Source organism: Limnospira sp. PMC 289.06 (genome assembly GCF_032350395.1).
In the GTDB taxonomy this organism is placed as follows: Bacteria; Cyanobacteriota; Cyanobacteriia; order Cyanobacteriales; family Microcoleaceae; genus Limnospira; species Limnospira platensis.
The window spans coordinates 79,799-99,134 of the sequence record NZ_JARPLC010000004.1 but is presented as its reverse complement, the minus strand read 5'-3'; the positions used below and the strand labels follow the sequence as shown (position 1 = coordinate 99,134).

Annotated in this window: 15 protein-coding genes and 1 pseudogene; 7 read left to right on the top strand and 9 right to left on the bottom strand. The window is 44.2% G+C overall.

Annotated elements, in window-relative coordinates:
* Nucleotides 1-506 precede the first annotated feature (506 nt).
* Together P5674_RS02110 and P5674_RS02105 are read right to left on the bottom strand one after the other, a co-directional pair.
* Nucleotides 507-1,502 (bottom strand): pentapeptide repeat-containing protein, encoded by a 996-nt coding sequence (locus tag P5674_RS02110; protein ID WP_006620086.1) that lies wholly within the window; start codon nucleotides 1,500-1,502, stop codon nucleotides 507-509.
* 51 nt (nucleotides 1,503-1,553) lie between these two features.
* Entirely contained in the window at nucleotides 1,554-3,149 is a 1,596-nt protein-coding gene (locus P5674_RS02105; protein ID WP_062945859.1) for a hypothetical protein, read from the bottom strand.
* Nucleotides 3,150-3,952: 803 nt separating this feature from the next.
* On the opposite strand from P5674_RS02105, the gene P5674_RS02100 reads away from it, so the two are divergent.
* Nucleotides 3,953-4,423 carry a type IV pilin-like G/H family protein gene (locus tag P5674_RS02100; protein WP_014276241.1) on the top strand — a complete coding sequence of 157 codons (471 nt, stop codon included), beginning with the start codon at nucleotides 3,953-3,955 and terminating at the stop codon, nucleotides 4,421-4,423.
* Nucleotide 4,424: 1 nt separating this feature from the next.
* Here the strand turns inward: P5674_RS02100 and P5674_RS02095 are convergent, their stop codons facing one another.
* Nucleotides 4,425-4,946 (bottom strand): hypothetical protein, encoded by a 522-nt coding sequence (locus P5674_RS02095; RefSeq protein ID WP_006620089.1) that lies wholly within the window; start codon nucleotides 4,944-4,946, stop codon nucleotides 4,425-4,427.
* 513 nt (nucleotides 4,947-5,459) lie between these two features.
* Here P5674_RS02095 and P5674_RS02090 point away from each other — a divergent pair.
* From P5674_RS02090 to P5674_RS02080, 3 genes are all read left to right on the top strand, one after another.
* The gene (locus tag P5674_RS02090) at nucleotides 5,460-6,110 is read left to right on the top strand and encodes a J domain-containing protein (RefSeq protein WP_014276240.1); all 651 of its coding nucleotides are present in this window, start codon (nucleotides 5,460-5,462) and stop codon (nucleotides 6,108-6,110) included.
* Between the two features lie 124 nt (nucleotides 6,111-6,234).
* Complete coding sequence (locus tag P5674_RS02085; RefSeq protein WP_014276239.1) at nucleotides 6,235-7,107, top strand: 6-carboxytetrahydropterin synthase; 873 nt, start codon at nucleotides 6,235-6,237, stop codon at nucleotides 7,105-7,107.
* A 353-nt stretch (nucleotides 7,108-7,460) separates the two neighbouring features.
* The gene (locus P5674_RS02080) at nucleotides 7,461-9,371 is read left to right on the top strand and encodes a tetratricopeptide repeat protein (RefSeq protein WP_014276238.1); all 1,911 of its coding nucleotides are present in this window, start codon (nucleotides 7,461-7,463) and stop codon (nucleotides 9,369-9,371) included.
* A gap of 266 nt (nucleotides 9,372-9,637) precedes the next feature.
* Here the strand turns inward: P5674_RS02080 and P5674_RS02075 are convergent, their stop codons facing one another.
* Nucleotides 9,638-9,922: a hypothetical protein gene (locus P5674_RS02075; protein WP_006620093.1), complete on the bottom strand. Its 285-nt coding sequence runs from the start codon at nucleotides 9,920-9,922 to the stop codon at nucleotides 9,638-9,640.
* 373 nt (nucleotides 9,923-10,295) lie between these two features.
* Between P5674_RS02075 and ilvC the strand changes: the two genes are divergently transcribed.
* Nucleotides 10,296-11,294, top strand: coding sequence for a ketol-acid reductoisomerase (gene ilvC / locus P5674_RS02070; RefSeq protein ID WP_043468462.1), 999 nt, complete (start codon nucleotides 10,296-10,298; stop codon nucleotides 11,292-11,294).
* 52 nt (nucleotides 11,295-11,346) lie between these two features.
* Here the strand turns inward: ilvC and P5674_RS02065 are convergent, their stop codons facing one another.
* On the bottom strand, nucleotides 11,347-11,580 hold the full coding sequence (locus P5674_RS02065; RefSeq protein WP_014276235.1) for a hypothetical protein: 234 nt from the start codon (nucleotides 11,578-11,580) through the stop codon (nucleotides 11,347-11,349).
* Between the two features lie 232 nt (nucleotides 11,581-11,812).
* Here P5674_RS02065 and P5674_RS02060 point away from each other — a divergent pair, with 232 nt between their 5' ends.
* Nucleotides 11,813-12,142: a hypothetical protein gene (locus P5674_RS02060; protein WP_315669762.1), complete on the top strand. Its 330-nt coding sequence runs from the start codon at nucleotides 11,813-11,815 to the stop codon at nucleotides 12,140-12,142.
* Here P5674_RS02060 and P5674_RS02055 read toward each other — a convergent pair.
* From P5674_RS02055 to P5674_RS02045, 3 genes are read right to left on the bottom strand one after another with little or no spacing between them, the layout of a single operon-like run.
* Nucleotides 12,139-13,782 (bottom strand): alpha/beta hydrolase, encoded by a 1,644-nt coding sequence (locus P5674_RS02055; RefSeq protein ID WP_152088322.1) that lies wholly within the window; start codon nucleotides 13,780-13,782, stop codon nucleotides 12,139-12,141. The genes P5674_RS02060 and P5674_RS02055 overlap by 4 nt on opposite strands.
* Nucleotides 13,783-13,817: 35 nt before the next feature.
* Nucleotides 13,818-16,046, bottom strand: coding sequence for a Na-K-Cl cotransporter (locus tag P5674_RS02050; RefSeq protein WP_315669761.1), 2,229 nt, complete (start codon nucleotides 16,044-16,046; stop codon nucleotides 13,818-13,820).
* Nucleotides 16,047-16,070: 24 nt separating this feature from the next.
* Complete coding sequence (locus P5674_RS02045) at nucleotides 16,071-16,967, bottom strand: LysR family transcriptional regulator (RefSeq protein WP_006623655.1); 897 nt, start codon at nucleotides 16,965-16,967, stop codon at nucleotides 16,071-16,073.
* A gap of 476 nt (nucleotides 16,968-17,443) precedes the next feature.
* Between P5674_RS02045 and P5674_RS02040 the strand changes: the two genes are divergently transcribed.
* Nucleotides 17,444-18,874, top strand: a complete 1,431-nt coding sequence (locus P5674_RS02040) for a form I ribulose bisphosphate carboxylase large subunit (protein ID WP_006668582.1) — start codon at nucleotides 17,444-17,446, stop codon at nucleotides 18,872-18,874.
* Nucleotides 18,875-19,111: 237 nt separating this feature from the next.
* Here the strand turns inward: P5674_RS02040 and P5674_RS02035 are convergent.
* Nucleotides 19,112-19,302 (bottom strand): annotated as a pseudogene (locus P5674_RS02035) (hypothetical protein).
* Between the last annotated feature and the right edge of the window lie 34 nt (nucleotides 19,303-19,336).

Sequence of the window (19,336 nt, the reverse complement as noted above, 5' to 3'; positions counted from 1 at the left end):
CGCTGAGTCTGAGCCTGTAGCTTTGGTTGCACCTCAAATCGGCTAATTTATAGCTTTGATTAAATTAAGCGCCTCCCACCAGGGGGGCGCTTTTTGTTTGTTTAAACTTCACCTAGCCAAAAAAACCACCCGGTTTTTGACTCGAAGGTTAAGATACAGAAACCGGGTGATTTTTAAGTTTTTTGGGTTTATAGTTCTAACCTAGGTTCTCCTCAACTTGTCTCAGAATAGAAAATAAAACCGTAATGCTACGATCCGCGTAGTTCATTAGTTTTTGCATAATGTTGGAAAATGTTTCAGAAGAATTGTGAATTGAACAATTGCTAGGCTGAGGAGCCTCTAAATATGAGTTAGTGCTTTCACTTGTGGTCATAATTAAAGTGCTGTTCTCAGCCTTATTCTGTTTAGTGATTGAGTAACTCTCATGCAGACACTATAGCATAAGTATTGCCAAAAGCGCCCAAATTCCCGACCAAATCTATCTAAAGTAGTACATCAAAGCCCTATCAATCATGAATCTCGCCATTAGGCATGATCGCGCCATGTAGGTTTACCCCAATGGTATTAGCACTACTAAACTCAGTACGAGTTAAGTAGGCATAGCTAAGGTTAGCATTTCGCAAATTTGTCCGACCAAGAGAAGCATCGGTTAAATCAGCCTGAGTCAAATTAGCCGAACTTAAATTAGTCCGATTTAGTTCCGCCCGTACCAAATTCGCCCGGCTTAGGTTAGCATGACTGAGATTAGCATTACTGAGATTAGCATCTGGTAAAATTGAGTCGCACAATTCCACCCTAGGCATTTGGGCGTTAGTCAAGATGGCTCGCTCTAGTTTTACCTTAACCATGCGGGAACCAATTAAATTAGCACCACTTAAATTAACTTCTGTTAAAATCGCCCCTTGTAAATTGGTTTCGGAAAGGTTAGTCTGGTTGAGAATCGCGCCACGCAGTACACATTCAGTTAAATTAGCCCCCATTAGGTTAGCGCGAGTTAAATCAGCCCCGGTGAGATTAACCCCCTGTAAATCGGTACCTCTTAAATCTGCGCCTCGTAAATTTACACTCTCATAAATACGCCTTTCATAACGCATATTTGCACCCCGTAGACAAGCACCCCTTAAATCTGCACCTTGCAAATTAGCACCGCGTAAATCTGCTTGAATTAAGTTAGCATCAACTAATGTGGCTAGGGTTAAATTAGCTTTTCTCAGGTCGGCTGCTTGCAGGATAGTACCATGAAAATCAGCGTCGGTTAGTTGAGCGCCACTTAAATTAGCTCGTGATAGGTTAGCTCCTCCTAATTTGGCTTTTTCTAAATTTGCCCTAGTTAGGTTAACTCCATTAAGATAGGCTAACACAAAATTGGCTCCTTGAAAATCACCGCCACTTAAATTGGCTCCAATTAGGTCAGCATTACTTAGTTCAGCATTGCGGAGGTTAACACCTCGAAACAATTTTTCTCCACTTCGATATTTATTTAAGAAAGTCCGCTCATCCATCCATCTTCATCCTTGTACTTTGGCTGTTAATTTATTCGGAATTATCAATTATTAACTATGGTTTACATAGTTGATTTTTTGAGCCCAAATAAAAGACTGATCACCTGGCTTACGGAAGTAAATTTTGACAATGTTAATAGATTGTAGTTGTAGGGATAGTAACTTTTTGTGGATAAACTGGGTGGTTGATTCTGGCGCGAAACTGTGCTGGGATTCGAGAATTAGATGCAAACACTGATTTTTAGATTGAGCTAAAACGTGGATACCTTTGGATTTTACTAAGTGATTTAGGAAGGATGCGATCGCTTTAGGATTACCCTCTTTAGCTAGTTCTAGTACCTGATTAGTACCCCCGGAATCTGATATCTGAGTAGGTGGTGGTAACGGGTCAGTAATCTCTGATTTGGCTGCGGTTTGTTGGCGTTCTGTCGTTTCAGATTGATCAACTATTTCTTCTAGTTGTAGGATTTTTTCTTGAACTTGAGCAATGAAGTCTTTAAGCACCTCATACTTGAATTTTAACTGCTCCTCAACCTCATAGCTAATCATTCGGCCGTCTAGTTGGTCTTCTAAACTCTGTAGGGTATTAGCAATGGATGTTATAGCTTCGGTTACTCCCTGGCTAACTCGCTTGTGAATACCATCTTTTAACCCCAAACGTTCCTGAATAATATTGGACTTAGAACGGTTAGCCGATGACTCTGATACCAATTCGTTATTGGATAGCGCTTGACCGGACTCTGTAGGAATTGGTAAGGTTTGTAATCCTGAGATTTCCGGTGTGGGAGATGCGACTAAATTGGTGGGCATTGCTACTTGAATAGTCTGGCTTTCGTTCAAATCAATTCCCTGAGTTTTGGCGAGATCAGATAATTTTTGATCCTGACTATAATTAGATTCAGGTAATTCCTGAAAATAGTTGTGATTAACTACTTGATGATTATAGCAAAGACGCATGGTTTCAATTAAAACTGTTGCCACTTGAGCATCTTCATCAGAATCCTCTAGGTAAGCGACCATTTTTTTGAGATAAACTTTCAAATCTTCAAAGTTAGGAAACATTTGAAACAGTTGTTCAATCAGGTTATCTAACTCGATTGATTTGAGTTGTAGCCAGTCGCGATCGCTAAATGTAAACTCATTTTCTAAGACGGAAAATATCAATATCTTCACCCTTAATGGGTTGGCAGTCTGCATGATCTTGAAACGAATATCAAAGATATTATCTAGTTTTTTGGGGGGAGGATTGTGGTTAAAGTTTTCGGGATTAACTGACCAATCAAGTTGAGAGTGAGGACGGTCTGACGACTGATAGGAAGTCATAACCATCTCAGTAGAAGATTCCTGATCTCCCTCAAGGTACAATCTCCCAACTTGACTCAATACCAGATTAACAATAACTGTATATTCTGTTTTTTTGTTAATTTTATATAAAATTTTATTCAAAATACTATTAAGCCGTTCAAGGCTTTGGGTACTCCAATACAAAGATTGCACTAAATCCCGCATAGGAGTATTGGCGATAACTGCTGAATCACTCTCCCATTTTCCATGGGTAGCACAAATCATGATTTTTTTTATACGAAACACCTCATCGCTGGTATCTAAGTTTTGCACAACATCATCCAGGATCGATTTGGCTGGCATTTTTGCCTCCTACAAATCATTGATAAATCAACAGTTAGTTTGTGATAGTGTGAGCCGCCAGATTCGGCAAAATTTATTAGTCATATATAATCAATATATAACCATTCAAAATATTGGCTATATTTTAGCCTGGTTAAGTAGGATTATTTATCAGTGATTTCGCCAAAATCAACCAAGCCATACGGAATTATTTAAGTGTATTTTACGGAATATATAAACACCAAACCATCATCACAATAGAGCATTTAAAACTCGCCTCTATCTACCTTTTACCTTGTACAAGGTACATTGTAGGTCATTTATTGTATAATGGTTAATCATTCTCATTCAGCCATTTAGATTACCCCCCAGAACTGATGGCGGACTTTGATGCGATCGCACGCTTAGTGCGATATTGGTGGCGTAGGCTGCGTCAGACCCCGGCTATATCAATCATAATCGGATAGTTTTCGGTTGACACAGCCCATGGTAGCCTGTTAGCTGGTTACCAACGATAGGTGCTGATCCTACCCAAAGCCTCAACTAAGATCGCCAAGTTTTAGCACTTTTGGGACAATCCCTAGCTCCGATCGCATATTATCCCCCAGGACACTACCACTTCCCTGAAGGTAGTTTACCTATTTATGGCTGTGGCGATCGCTGTTAAGCCCCCATGAGTAAATACTCATATAGTCCTCTCCGGGACTGTCCAAAGGTTGCGGTTACCCATTTTGGATCCCATTGTGATTTCTCATTAATTTCAGGAATCAAGCCAGATCGCCTTGTAGTGAGGTCTAGCATCGCGTTAAGTCAAGGAAACTGAGATGATGTGGAAATATTTGCTATTTTTGGCTCCTATCGTTTTAACGGGTTGTCAGGTCAATTTTTCGTCTGTCTTGGAAGATATACCAGGGTTGCGAAGTAGCGATCGCGCTCCTTTGATGATGAAGGCGATCGCCTTGGGACAACAGACATATTATCAAAATCAAGGTTATTTTGCTAATTCCCTTCAGGGTCTATCTGGTCATCTCAATCTGGAAACCGACAGTTATCAATACGCCATTAAAACCGAAGGCGAAACCGCTCAAACCGTCTTCATAACAGCCACAGCCAAAACCGATGACCTGCGTAGTTATAGTGGTGTCATGACAGTAGGAAAAAACGAGGGAGGGGTGGTCTTGATGGCTAACCTGTGCCCAACAGACACACCATCTAAAATACCCCCCTTATTATCCTCAACCCCTGTACCTGGTCAAGGATTAAAATGTCCTCCTGGATCTACTCCAGTACGCTGATCTAGGCGGTTACCGGAACAAAATCAACATCATCTGTGCCGTCTGTTTCTCCTTGACCAGAAGTGATTTTTTCGCCATTAACCTCGATCGCGAATTCGGTTTCACCCAAACCAGTCAAGTTATAATCAGTCTTCTCGCTGGTGTATCCAACACTAGCGATCATCTTCCGTCCTGCATCAGTGTATTTAAACGCCAACATTTGATTTTTCGACTTATCATTATCATAAGTCCAAACCACCATATATTCTTCCCCGTGATAGGAGAAAACCTTAGAAGGACGGGTAGGAACATAGCGACCAGGAGCGCCAAAAGCCGCATCAAGGAATTCCTGAAGTGAATCATCCTGAACTACAGCATAGCTCACCTGTTCAGCCGGAAGTTCTTCTTCCTCGACATCACCTTCACTTTCGTCAACCACTTCTTCTTTATTGCGATTGCGGAAATAATCTACCGCCATCTTAGTACCAATAGCACCGACGGTAGCAATTCCAGCCCCAGCGAGAATTTTACGAAGTCTACTCATATATTGTCCTCATTGACGAATTGGGGAGTTTTAGTCTTGGGGATATATTCCACTCTCCGCTAGAATTTTAACAGATTGTTGTTAATAGCAAAATCTGCAAAAAGATGATAATATTCCTCCCTTTAGGGGGTTGACAAAAAACACCAAATGATATACCAGAGATGGATTCAGGGAGCAACTAATATTTGAGTAACCCAGATAATTTGGCTCATCAGCATAAATATAGGTGATACGAGACCATTACTGAGTCCCCTAACCCCAAACCAGATGGCTGTAGTGAGCCTTCAGTCCTGCCGAGCCAGTGGCGTTAAGGAAGGCCAGAGATGATCAAATTTAGCTATTATGTATAAAATATTTCAGACATCTAATAATTTCTGGGTGTTTAAATATGGCAATGTCGTTAATGATGATGATTGCTACCAGATATTTACGGGGCTGCATCACTTAATCTCATAGCTAAATACTAGGGAATTTTAGCATTTTTTAAACTATCATGATCACTGTTAAAAGATGATGCAAATTGATGATTACTATAGAATCTTAGAGGTTGCACCCCATTCCAGTCAAACGGATATCAAAAAATCCTATCGGAGATTAGCCAAAAAATTCCATCCAGACAGTCAGGAAGAAACAGCCAATCACGATATAATTATTCGGATTAATCAAGCCTATGAAGTTCTGAGCGATCCCCAAAAACGTGAAAATTATGACCGGAGCCTAAGCAGCCCAACCCGACCCCGTAAACAGAAGCCCAAAGGGCGGTCTAAAGATTTTGACCTAGACCAATGGTTACAGGAAGTCTATAGGCCTGTTAATCAAAATATTGAGCGGATTTTTCAACCATTTAAACAAGAAATCGATAACTTATCGGGCGACCCCTTTGATGATGAATTAATGGCAGATTTCCAAGCCTATATTGAAACCTGTAGAGATATCCTAGCGGAAACCCAAACTCGATTTCGCTCGACTCCCAACCCGGCGAATATTGCGGGAGTGGCGGCGCATCTTTATTACTGTCTGAATCATATTGGTGATGGTATCGAAGAATTAAATATGTTTACGCTGAACTATGACGAATCCTATCTACACGCTGGCCATGAATTTTTCCGCATTGCCGATCGCTTACGTCAAGAAGCCCAAGAGCAAATCCATAAATTCCTTTAACCAGAGAGCGATCGCCATAATTTCTTGAGCAGAGCATCATACCATGGGGATCGAGGTTGAAAAAAATTCGGAAACCGACTACATTAGTTAACAGAACTTAACAAGCAAAAATTAACCTGCATTTATGCAATGCCTGATTACCCGTCGCGCCCAGTTTTCAGCCAGTCACCGTTACTGGTTGCCAGAACTAAGCGAAGCCGAAAATTTTGCCAAATTTGGACAAACAGCCCGCGCCCCCGGTCACGGCCATAATTATGTCCTGTATGTTTCAATGGTAGGGGAACTAGACGAATATGGCATGGTACTTAACCTGTCGAACGTCAAACATACCATTAGGAGTGAAGTTACCGAACCCCTAGATTTTTCATTCCTCAATGAAGCATGGCCGGAATTTCAGCACACCCTACCCACAACTGAATTTCTGGCTTATTTAATTTGGCATCGTTTAGCCCCCCATTTACCCCTAACCAACATTCAACTATTTGAACACCCCCAACTTTGGGCAGATTATCAAGGAAACGCCATGGAAGCATATCTAACCATCAGCACCCACTTTAGCGCGGCTCATCGCCTAGCTCACCCTCTCCTGAATGATGAGGATAACTCGAAAATTTATGGCAAATGCGCCCGTCCTCACGGTCACGGACACAATTATCACCTAGAAGTTACCATTCGTGGTCAAATTGACCCCCGCACGGGTATGATTGCGGATTTAGGGGCTGTGCAGAAGGCGATCGATGATTATGTGGTTGAACCCTTCGATCATACTTTCCTCAACAAAGATATTCCCTACTTTGCTAAGGTCGTACCAACCGCTGAAAATATTGCCGTTTATATCCGTGAATTGCTGCAAAATCCCATTGATGAATTAGGAGCCAATCTCCATAAAATCAAGTTGATTGAAAGCCCTAACAATTCCTGTGAGGTCTACTGCACACCATCGGAACATCAAACTCCTCTAGCCAGCCATCGAGAACCGGTAGCAGTAGGTGCATAAGAGATATCAAGCCCGATATCAATTAGTCTAATGTTTTACTGTAAAAAGCAGGTATTTTGCCTGCTTTTTTTGGTGTGGCTATCAAATCCAAATCGATAGTTTTTCCTGGGGGGTCGGGGATGCTATGGCGACCAGAAACTTTGATGATGGTTGCTCAACCGGATTGACTCTTAACCAATCCTCAACTCCCTAGATTATAACTATCAATTTCCTGACCTGCAAAAATTGGGGCGTAATTATGAACTAGCTAAGACACTCCCCCTGAGTTTAAAGGATATTAAACCGGGGGGGAGTCACTATTTAGCTATCCGTTATCCATCCCCCTAATCATCAAGCAAGAGTGAGTTATATCCATGAGGCTATCGACCCTAACACTGTTGACTCTGACTGCGCTTGCAGCTAACGAATTCCTAAATCCGGCAACTGCCGCCCCTAAGTTAACATCTGGTTCTAATCCGGTTGGTGATACGGAAAATTTGGTTGATAAAATTGATATCGAAATTAGCCAAGTTGAACTGACTCCCACTGTTGGCACCCCGGAAACTTGGAGCCGGCCAGAATTAGCTGAGGATTCATCATTAACAACAGATGAAGTGGTATTTATAGCCTCAGCTTCCCCATCTTTGTCACTGGCTCAGGTTAGCCCTTCTGTAGCTAATTCTGAATTTGGCTACACGATTATATTACTCAATACTTTGCTGTTAATTTCTACTTTATCACCGACTTTAACTTTGATGTTTTTCTGGTTGGTGCGGCGCTTAGTGATTCGAGAGTTGGTGAGTGAAACTAACAAAAGATTAGATAAATTGGATGGTTTAGAATCACAACTAAAAAAATCTCATTATCAGTCTAAAAAATTGGTTAAAGATTTAGAAATGCAGTTGAAAGTAGCACAAAAGTCTATTCATTTTTTAAGGAAAGAGGTTGAGGCTTCCCAGGTATCGATTCAAGAACTAGAAAATCTGAAGTTACAGTATCTTAGACAGGTACAACAGATGATGGTGGAGCTGCAAAATTATAAAAATCAGGCGATGGAACAGGTTAATACGCCAGCCTTACCAGTTTCTGCGCCACCTATCTCTAAGCCGATATCAAAATCTCCATCTAATCATGATAATCATGAATTACGATTACCTCCTAAGCATCCGCATACTTCTCAGCCTTTAATTGCGGATGATTTCCTGAAAAAGGGGGAAGCTCTAATTAATGAACGTCAATATAAACAAGCGATCGCTTCTTGCGATCGGGCTTTGGAAATTAACCCTGATTTAGATGAGGCTTGGTATCAAAAGGGTAATGCTTTGGTGCAGCTAAAACAATATTCTGAGGCTTTGGAGTGTTATGATCGCACGTTAAAGATTCAGCCTAAGCGGTCAGATGCTTGGTATAATCGGGGTAATGTTTTGGTGCGTTTAAAACGTTATTCCCAGGCTCTTTCAGCCTATAATCAGGCGTTAAAGATTCAGCCTAATGATTATGCGGCTTGGCACAATCGGGGGGCTTTACTGCGTAAATTTCAGAAGTATGAGCAGGCTTTAGAGTCTTATGATCGGGCGATTAAGCTGGAAGCGAATCATTATGAAACTTGGCATAATCGAGGTAATGTTTTAAGTCAATTAAAACGCTATCAGGAAGCTATATCATCTTATGATCGGGCGATTCAAATTAATCCAGGTCAGTTTGATATTTGGGCAAATCGAGGGATGGCTTTATGTCATATTAATCAATATTCGGAGGCTCTATCTTGCTATGAACAGGCGATATCTCTGAATTCTAAGGAGCCAGAACTTTGGATTTCTCAGGGGGGAGTTTTAGTAAAATTAGCACGTCATGAAGAGGCTGTGATTTGTTATGATCGGGCGATTAGCCTGAAATCGGATAGCTATGAGGCTTGGATGGGGCGAGGTGAGATTTTAACGGCTTTAAAACAGTATGAACAGGCGCTGGCTAATTGGGATCGGGTGATTGCTTTACAGCCAGATGCTTATCAGGCTTGGTGTCAACGGGGAATCTGTTTAGAGAAGTTGGAACGACATGATGATGCGATCGCTTGTTTTGATACGGCGATTGCTTTGAAGCCAGATCATGCGGAAAGTTGGCGACACAGGGGCGCTTTATTATCCCGACTGAAAAAATATCAGGAGGCGATCGCTTCTTTAGGAAAAGCTATTTCGATTCAAAAAGAGTTACGCAATGGCAAAAAAGCGGCTAATAGTTCTCAATCGATAGGTGATAATAATGGTTTCTCACCTGTTCCGGCTTAATAGATGGAAAGCTGTTAATAAGTTGAGATGTTGATGAAGGCGATCGCTCGGTTAAGGTGGCGATCGTCTTAAAATTTGTAATTGTCCAGTATTGGGCAAAAAAATCCCCCAGCCGAAGCCGGGGGAAAACCATCAGGGTGCATCTACTTTTTCCTATTCCTGTCGGAGATGAAGCACTCCGGGAAATTTGAGAAAAAATTGTGAATATAACAAAGTCCCTACAATCCGACGACCGTAGGGACCAGACTATGACGTACCAAAAGGTTCTAGGCGATGATGGTGTCCCAATTAACATCAAACACAGCCACCGTTGTATTCTTAACCGATATTTTAATTTGATGAGCCAGTCGCATCAGAACAACAGGTTCCTGAATTAGCGATGGGGAGGATTTTACAGCGTCTGCGATGTCCTGGTTCATGCACTGAATATGCAAAACACCCCACCGCCTATAGACTTTACACTGTCCCAAGGGTCTAAGCTGTTGCAATTCGGCTTCGTTTTCTCGATAGAAATCCCAAATCAGCCGTGTTAACTGTGAAGGTTGTTTCATATCACGCTATGCCATTGACATCACATTAGGTTGGTTATAGTTCTAATTGAAACTCAAATTTCCCGTCACAGCAGGACCCTGACACAAGACTTAATAACAAATCCCGGCCAAAATTTGAGCCTAAAAAACCCCAAGTCAGTGTTGACAAGACTTTTAGGCGATCGCCCAGTTGAGATTTTGTAACAATATTGGCAACGATATTTAAAAGATATTTACAAAACTCGGTCGAAGCTATCATGTGCCCGATTTGAGTAGCAATTACCGAAAATCGTGACCAGGATCATATATGCCACTAGGTCTCTACCCATGATATGATTTAAGTTTTGCAAGTACCCCTTAACACACAACTTGAATAGGAAGGAGAACCCGGATTATGGCCCGTATGTACTACGATGCCGATGCCAACCTAGATCTATTGGCAGGTAAAACCATTGCAATTGTCGGCTATGGCTCCCAAGGCCATGCCCATGCCCTGAACCTTAAAGATAGTGGCATGAACGTCATCGTCGGGCTATATCCAGGGAGTAAGTCAGCCACTAAAGCCAAAGATGCCGGCTTAACAGTTTATCCGGTAGATGAAGCGGCTAAAATTGCCGATCTAATTATGATCCTCCTACCGGATGAAGTGCAGAAAACCGTCTACAAAAACGAAATCGAACCCAATCTCAGCGAAGGCAAAACCCTAGCATTTGCCCACGGGTTTAATATCCATTTTGGTCAAGTTGTCCCCCCAGAGAATGTAGACGTGATCATGGTAGCGCCCAAAGGTCCTGGACACCTGGTGCGCCGTACATATCAAGAAGGACAGGGGGTTCCTTGTCTGTTTGCGGTTTATCAGGATGCGTCAGGACAAGCACGCGATCGCGCTATGGCCTATGCTAAAGGTATTGGTGGCACTCGTGGTGGCATCTTGGAAACCACATTCCGGGAAGAGACAGAAACCGACCTATTTGGCGAGCAGGCGGTTCTCTGTGGTGGTTTAAGTGCCCTTATTAAAGCTGGATTTGAGACCCTTGTAGAGGCCGGATATCAGCCGGAATTAGCCTATTTTGAATGCCTCCACGAAGTCAAACTGATTGTAGATTTAGTGGTTGAGGGTGGTTTGGCTCAAATGCGCGATAGTATCTCCAATACGGCCGAATATGGAGATTATACTCGCGGCCCCCGTGTAATTACAGATGCTACCCGCGCAGAAATGCGTAAGATCCTCAAAGAGATCCAAACAGGTCAGTTTGCGCGGGAGTTTGTGTTAGAAAATCAATCTGGTAAAGCCGGGTTTACCGCCATGCGCCGCCAGGAAGCCGAACATCCTATCGAGGAAGTTGGTCATGACCTGCGGGCGATGTTTAGCTGGCTGAAAAAGAAAGCCTAAGATAGCCACGGGGAGAGAGTAGCCCGGTAAACTTATAGGCTGACTTTTTGCCTTAATTACCGCTATTTTCTGGCGTTGTATTCTGTAACTGTTCGACATCCCTTTCCCGTTCTTCGTTGAAATTATGGGGGGTTAGCCAGTCGGGAACCAGCCCAATTAAAAATTCGCGGCTGGTTTTACTAGCGCCCCGCACTGGGTCGGGTAGGAAGGTAAAACCATCAGCAGAGGTAATAAAGGTAACAATTAGGGCGAATACTATCAGCCCTAGAATTTTTTTAGGAGTCATATCAACTGATTGGGGTTAAGATTTACTGGGGTTACTGATATTGATAGATTATAGATATAGCAATTTACTATATCTGACGGTAGATGCCAGGAATGCCTGTTCCCTGTTTTTGGTTCCCTGATGATAGTTCTATCTTAACCTGTGTAACTACCTCCTAGCTTACTTCGCCTACCAGCCCCAGTCCTAGGAGGAGCAAGGCTTCGATTATCTGATGAGCTTATCGTAAATTACTATGGCTGATGTTTTAGAAACTCCCGAACAACAAATTGCTGTGATTGAAGCCAATGCCGAGAAAATATCGGAAATGAGCGATCGCGGCTACAAAAACAGTGGAGAAAAAGGAACAGTGGTGCTGTTGCGCCAGTTGGAGAATAACTCGACGGAGTTGGAAGAATGGCAATTCCAATACCGTCCTATGAGTAGTCTTGATTCTATGCTGTCGGATTGGAAACAGATGAAATTGCAAGAGATGCTCATTGCTTATAACCCTGATGTATCTGTGGTTTGCACTTTTCTTTATCCTAATGGAACTCATACTAGCTACCATTTTGGCAAAGTTTAGGGTAACTGGTCTTTGAGAAATGAATCAACGAGGATCTGCATAGGTTCGGGAATTTCGGTGAGTAGCCGCACTGGAAAGGCATCGGTAGAAATAAACTCAAAGTATTCTGGGGTGAGAAAAATTTGATATTTTTCGGCTTCTGGTGTTAACTGTGCGGCCATGGCTAGGGTAAAGGCTTTGACATAGTTTTGGATATCGGCGGCGGCTAGACCTGCTACTTCATCACCAGATAGGGGTGTACTGGGAACGCGGGATTGATCTAAAACAAAATCGGGGTCTTTGGCGCTGAGGTGGGTTCCCCCCAAAACTCCAACTAACCATTTAGGTGCGGGAATTTGGGGAAATATGGCGATTTGGTCGGATAAGGCGGGGGTGAGTTTATCGGCGGAGGTGGAAAAAATGAGGGTGGGAACTCGGATTTGAGTTAGTCCGGTTTCACCAAAGATTAAGGATGCGGTAGGATTAAGGGCGATCGCTGCTTTGATGCGAGGATCATATAGCCTATAGCGATCGCCTGGTAGTTCAGTGGCGATACATTGGGTAATTTGTCCGGAACTTAAAGTAATTGCGTCCTGCTGACAGCGCTGGCGTAGGGAGTCGAGTTGAAACTCTCCCCCAGCTATAGTTAAAGCTGTACCACCACCGAGGGAATAACCAATCACTAAAACCCGGTTAGGATTAAGGCTACGTTCTATAACTCCACCGGTTTGGGTGAGTTGAGTTAACTGATCGAGAACAAAACTAATATCCTGGGGACGTTCTAACAACTCCTGTGGTTGCATTGCCAGATTTTGGCTAATATAGGTCTGGTTACTGCCGGGATGTTCTAAGGTGACGAAAGCATAGCCGTGGGATGCTAGGTGGCGGGCTACATATTGTAATTCGTTGCGAACGGAACCGCGACCGTGGGTAAACAGTACCACAGGGCGATCGCTGGTGACGGCTTCTGACCAATAAATATCTACATCAATGGTGCGGTTTCTGGCTGTATCCTCAAAGGTATGGGTAGTGGTGATCACTTGGTGAGGACCTGGTTGGGTGGGGTCTAGGGGGAGGGTTAAATTAGCATCTGTGGGTCCTAATTGTTGGACTATTTCCACCATAAACTGCTGAGTCCGCCAAAAGGAACGGTTGAGGCGACTAAACACATCAAAGGCGACATCGATATCAATTCTCAATTCTGGGTTAGGGTAGCTTTGTAAAAACCCTAGTATTGATAACCCAGACTCGCTTTCGGCGGCTTCTAATAGGGCGGTTTTAATGTCTGCGCCTCGGGTTTGGGGGTCCTGAGTGCGGGTAATGGTGGCAATTTCGTCAAGGATGTTTTCGCCAATTTGGGTTGTCAGTAAATTGCGGACGGCGGTGGGTGGGATGCCTATTTGGGAATTGAAAGCGGCCAGGACTTGTTGTTTTTGTTGAGCAGACAAAAACAGTTCATAACCTCGGAGTCCGGGGGGAGCTTTTCCGGTGTTGGCTAATATTTCTAAATCTTCGATCGCCAAGGACAGGGACATAATCCCTTGGCGAACTATAATTGTTTCTGCTGCCTTCACTGGGGTAGCGATCGCAATATGAGTCCCCAATGCGATCGCCGAAAGTACAGCTAACTTTAACCTAGACCATTGAAAGTTCAGCCCCATGACACCTCAGATTACTTGTTGAAAAAAAAGTGAACCTAATCTTTTTGTAACACCTCAGAGAAGGCAAAATCAGGAGCAGCTAACACAAAAATTGTAGCGGGTAATCCTGTAGCCATTTTCTGGAGGCGCTCGTAATATTCACTGTACTCTAAATCCTCTTTGGGGGTAGCCATACCCAAAAATACCAAATCGGCATCCTGAGAGGAAGACCGTAGAATTTCCGGGAAAGGTTGTCCTTGAGACACAATCACCTGGGGTTTAGCCCCAATGCGTAACTGTGTAACAACTTTAGCCAAATTAGTCTGGGCTGCTACGGCTGCTGTTTGGTCGGGTACAACTAAGTTTAAATTAATTTCGGCTCCGCGCCACTCCAGACTGGTCCGCAACAAATAAGCCAGAATTAGCATCAAGCCTCCATTAGTATTAAGACCCCCCCACCAGATATCAATCTTCTGTCGATCGCTAAATCCCTGATCTGATTCATCCCTTAATATGAGTACACTACGAGCGGTTTTGTGAAAATGTACTAGGGTTTCACAATATGATTTTCGACGTTCAGGGGATTGGGAATCTCCTAATAAAATTGTATTGGGTACTAAGGGACCAATTCCGTAGGATTCTACGAGTTGACGGGAGCCAGTGAAGGGATCATCAGCCATAATTACCCTGACTAAGCCTGCTATGGCTCGTTTTTCTAAATAATCGCGCAAAATCGCTTCTATTTCATTTCTTTGGGTCGGACTACGGGAGCCTGTGGGTAAGATGGTGCAAACAGTAAACAGGCTGACGTTATGACTAAAATTAGCTGCTAATTCCACTAAAGACCAACGTTTATTGGGCGCACCGGAAAAGGTGAGGATATGGGGTCGCCAGTTTTTGGTGTCTGGGGTGTAACTCAGTTGAAATAAACCTCGACGCACTAGGGCCATCCAAACTCCCTGACGGATATCTCCCCAGGCGCTTTCTAGTTCTCGTCGCTCTAACCAAATATAGATACTAAAGACAATGATGGCGGCGATAATGGTGGCGATCGCATCAATGAGGAACATTACCCCTAAACAGCCGACGACTCCTAACAGAGATAATAGCCAGTGAACTTTGAAGGTGGGACGAAAGGAGGGACTTTCTAAAAAGGTCTCGATACCTGCTGCTAGGTTGAGTACCAAATAGGTGGTCAGAAAGAACATACTCAGCACTGGGGCGATCAGGTTGAGGTCGCCGACAGCAACGGCGATTAATACAAATCCTAGGGTAACAACTGTGGCGATACGGGGTTCATTATCGGGTCCCGATCCGGTTCCTAGGAATTTTAACCAGTTGGGTAAAATGCCATCTTTGGCTAAGGCTTGCAGGACTCTTGGCGCTCCTAATATACTACCTAGGGCGCTCGATAGGGTGGCTCCCCACACTCCCAGCAGGATAGCGGGTCCCCAGAAAGCTATCCGTTTCATGATTAGCGCATCGACTAGGAGGCTGTCTGTATCCCCTTGCATCCACAATAGGACGGGTAGCAACATATATATTACATAACCTGTGCCGACGGCGGCGAGGGTTCCTGTAGGGATAGATTTGGTGGGGTTTTGCAGATCTCCTGACATATTGACCCCTGCCATAATTCCAGTAACGGCGGGGAAAAAGACGGCGAACACTTGCCAAAATCCTACTTTGGGGAGGTTGGTGGCAATTGCTATGTCTTGTGTGCTGGCTTCGACTGGACTACCGAATAACAGGGAGATTAGGGATAGGGCGATCGCTGCCATGATGAAGTATTGGGCTTTAATCGCTAATTTGGCGGACTTAATGGCAATTATCGCCACCATGATGGTGGTGATGATGGCTACAACTTTAATATTGAGTTGGGGAAAGGTGATGACTAGACTTTCGGCAAAACCAATGGTATACAGAGCAACGGAGATGGCTTGGGCAAAATATAAGGGTATCCCAATGGCTCCGCCGGATTCAATACCGAGGGAGCGACTAATCATATAATAGGCTCCGCCGGCTCTGACTACTTGATCAGTGGCGATCGCACAAATGGAAAGGGAGGTCAGAAAGGTGATAGATGTTGATAGGGTGACAATAGCTAAGGTTCCCCACAGTCCCACCTGACCGACTACCCATCCAAATCGCAGATACATAATCACCCCCAGGATGGTTAAAATTGAGGGAGTGAAGACACCACCAAAAGTCCCTAAACCTGCTCCGGTTTGGGAAGTTGGCGGGGGTTCTGATGATGGTGGAGATGGCAAAAAGGGTAGTTTCATGATCACACTATGTTTCAACCCAAGTCAATTAGACTTACCGGACTCGAGAAGATACTCTAAGAAGGTCTGGGCGACAACTGATAATTGTTTCCCGTTGAGGTAGGCTGCATACCAACAGCGTTGGATGGGAAATCCTACCACATCTAAAGTGGTTAGCTCTCCTCGATCGCCATACGAGTTTAATGTATGTTTGGATAAAACGGAAATCCCCAGACCTCCGGCGATCGCTTGTTTGATCGCTTCGTTGCTACCTAACTCTAGGCGTACCCGCACTGATACCTTACTCTTGTCAAATAATTTCTGCACTGCCCTACGGGTACCTGACCCAGATTCTCGCATGATAAATGGTTCATGGTTCAGCGCTTCAATGGGAATTTGGGTTTTACCGACGAGGGGATGGTTACAGGGGGCTACCACCACTAGGGGATTATCTAAAAAGGGTTTTGTACAAAGGTCTATATCTTCGGGCGGTAGACTTAGTATATATAGATCATCTTTATTTTCCAGCATCCGTTGGGTAATCTGTTGGTGATTGATCACCTGTAGGGCAATATCAATGGCTGGGTAGTTTTGACAAAAAGACCCTAACAGTCTGGGAATAACGTATTTAGCTGTGGTGACTACTGATAAACTTAATCGTCCCTGTTTAGCGCCTTTCAGGTCAGCAATGGTCATATCGAAATGTTCCAGGCGCTGGAAAATATCGTGACAGGTCGCTTGTAACTCCTGACCCGCATCAGTAAGATAAAGTTGTTTGCCAATTTGCTCAAATAGTGGTAGTCCCACCGCTTGCGATAGATGTTTGACTTGACTTGAGACAGTGGGTTGGGTGATCAATAACTCTTCTGCTGCGCGAGTGAAGCTACCGTGACGCGCTACGGCTTCAAAAACCTTTAACTGATGCAGTGTGGCCTGAATCACCAGCTTTGTCCTCCAAGTAATGGGCGATGATTGTACTATTGATTTAAGTCTATCAAAATATAGATAATATACAATAGATTGACACTGATATAATTACCTATATCGGTTATAGCAGTTCCTGGATCATAAGGGGGCAGAAAGCCTTTTTTCGGCTGGGACTAATTCCTGAGCCTGTATAACTCATGGGTATGGAGGGGCGATCGAGATTTTTGATCGCGATCGCTCAGATCCCAACCCTAAAACTTTCATATAGATTATATTTACAATACTTAATATTTTTTTTAGCCATTTAGTGATATAGATATTTTTTCCCAGATACCCGATATGTGGTTTTGCAAAGAAATATAAACAAATGTAATGGAAATATTAACAATATTAAAGGTTGACTGAAGCCATTTATTGATAGTATTTTAATCAATCGGCAAATAGCCGGAAATTTAAAGAGCGATTCCTCAGAAGGGAGATATAAAGGAGTTATGTCTTACTCTCAAACTCAAACCAAATCGAAAGCCGGATATCAGGCTGGTGTAAAAGACTATAAGCTGACGTATTACACGCCGGATTATACGCCCAAAGATACAGACATTCTGGCCGCGTTCCGTGTTTCTCCTCAACCGGGAGTTCCCCCGGAAGAAGCGGGAGCAGCAGTAGCAGCAGAATCTTCGACCGGAACTTGGACAACTGTATGGACTGACCTGTTAACAGACCTCGATCGCTACAAAGGTCGTTGCTACCACATCGAACCAGTACCCGGCGAAGACAATCAATATTTCTGCTTTGTTGCCTATCCGCTGGATCTGTTTGAAGAAGGTTCCGTTACCAATATGTTAACCTCCATCGTGGGTAACGTATTTGGATTTAAGGCTCTGCGGGGCTTGCGGTTGGAAGATATGCGGATTCCAATTGCTTACCTGAAAACCTTCCAAGGCCCTCCCCACGGTATCACCGTTGAGCGGGACAAATTGAATAAATACGGTCGTCCTCTGTTGGGTTGCACCATCAAACCTAAACTGGGTCTGTCGGCTAAAAACTACGGTCGTGCGGTTTATGAGTGTCTGCGTGGCGGTCTGGACTTCACCAAAGACGACGAAAACATCAACTCTCAGCCGTTCATGCGCTGGCGCGATCGCTTCCTATTTGTACAAGAGGCGATCGAAAAATCCCAAGCTGAAACCAACGAAATTAAGGGTCACTACCTAAACGTAACAGCCCCCACCTGCGAAGAAATGATGAAACGGGCGGAATTTGCCAAAGAAATCGGCACCCCCATCATCATGCACGACTTCTTCACCGCTGGCTTTACCGCCAACACCACCCTAGCTCGTTGGTGCCGTGATAATGGTCTGTTGCTGCACATTCACCGCGCTATGCACGCTGTGGTTGACCGTCAACGTAACCACGGTATCCACTTCCGGGTTCTCGCCAAGTGTCTGCGGATGTCCGGTGGTGACCACCTGCACTCCGGTACAGTTGTAGGTAAACTCGAAGGTGAAAAAGGTATCACCATGGGTTTTGTAGACCTGATGCGGGAAGACCACATCGAAGAAGATCGTTCTCGTGGTATCTTCTTTACTCAAGATTGGGCTTCTATGCCTGGTGTAATGCCCGTTGCTTCCGGTGGTATTCACGTTTGGCATATGCCAGCTCTGGTGGAAATCTTCGGTGATGATTCCTGCTTGCAGTTCGGTGGTGGTACTTTGGGACACCCCTGGGGTAATGCTCCTGGTGCAACTGCTAACCGTGTGGCTCTCGAAGCCTGTATCCAAGCTCGTAACGAAGGCCGCAACCTGTTCCGTGAAGGCGGCGACGTGATTCGTGAGGCTTGCAAGTGGAGTCCTGAACTGGCTGTGGCTTGCGAACTTTGGAAAGAAATCAAGTTCGAGTTCGAGGCCATGGACACCCTGTAGGTTTCCTCAGATTTTGAGAAGTCAGCACCCCCGGCTGAAGCACGGGGGCTTCGTGCCCCCCTTTCAGGTAGCTGACCAGCCTAAGCCTTAACTGGCTCCGTTCAGAGCAAGAGTTAAAGTTCCTACCCTGGAATGCGTGCTAGTTCCAGGCTCTAGAACCGAATCGTTAAACATCTCTAAGGGGTTAAGGACGTGCGATTTGGATAGTACCGACTCTGAACATTGGCGAAGCAAACATTACCCCGCAAGGGAGTCGGAGCCAACCATAGCTCCATGGAGGGGCAACCATACCCCTCCACCCCGCAAGGGGGTGCTGGCGGCTAAAGCCGCTTGAGTCGGTTTTCCTCTCTGTGATAAATCACGGAGCTTCCAACCCTCCCAGGAGTTTTACGTGATTTTGGATTGGGCAACTCCTCTAACTTGACAATTTTGGAGAGCTACGGATACAACTCAATCCAATAT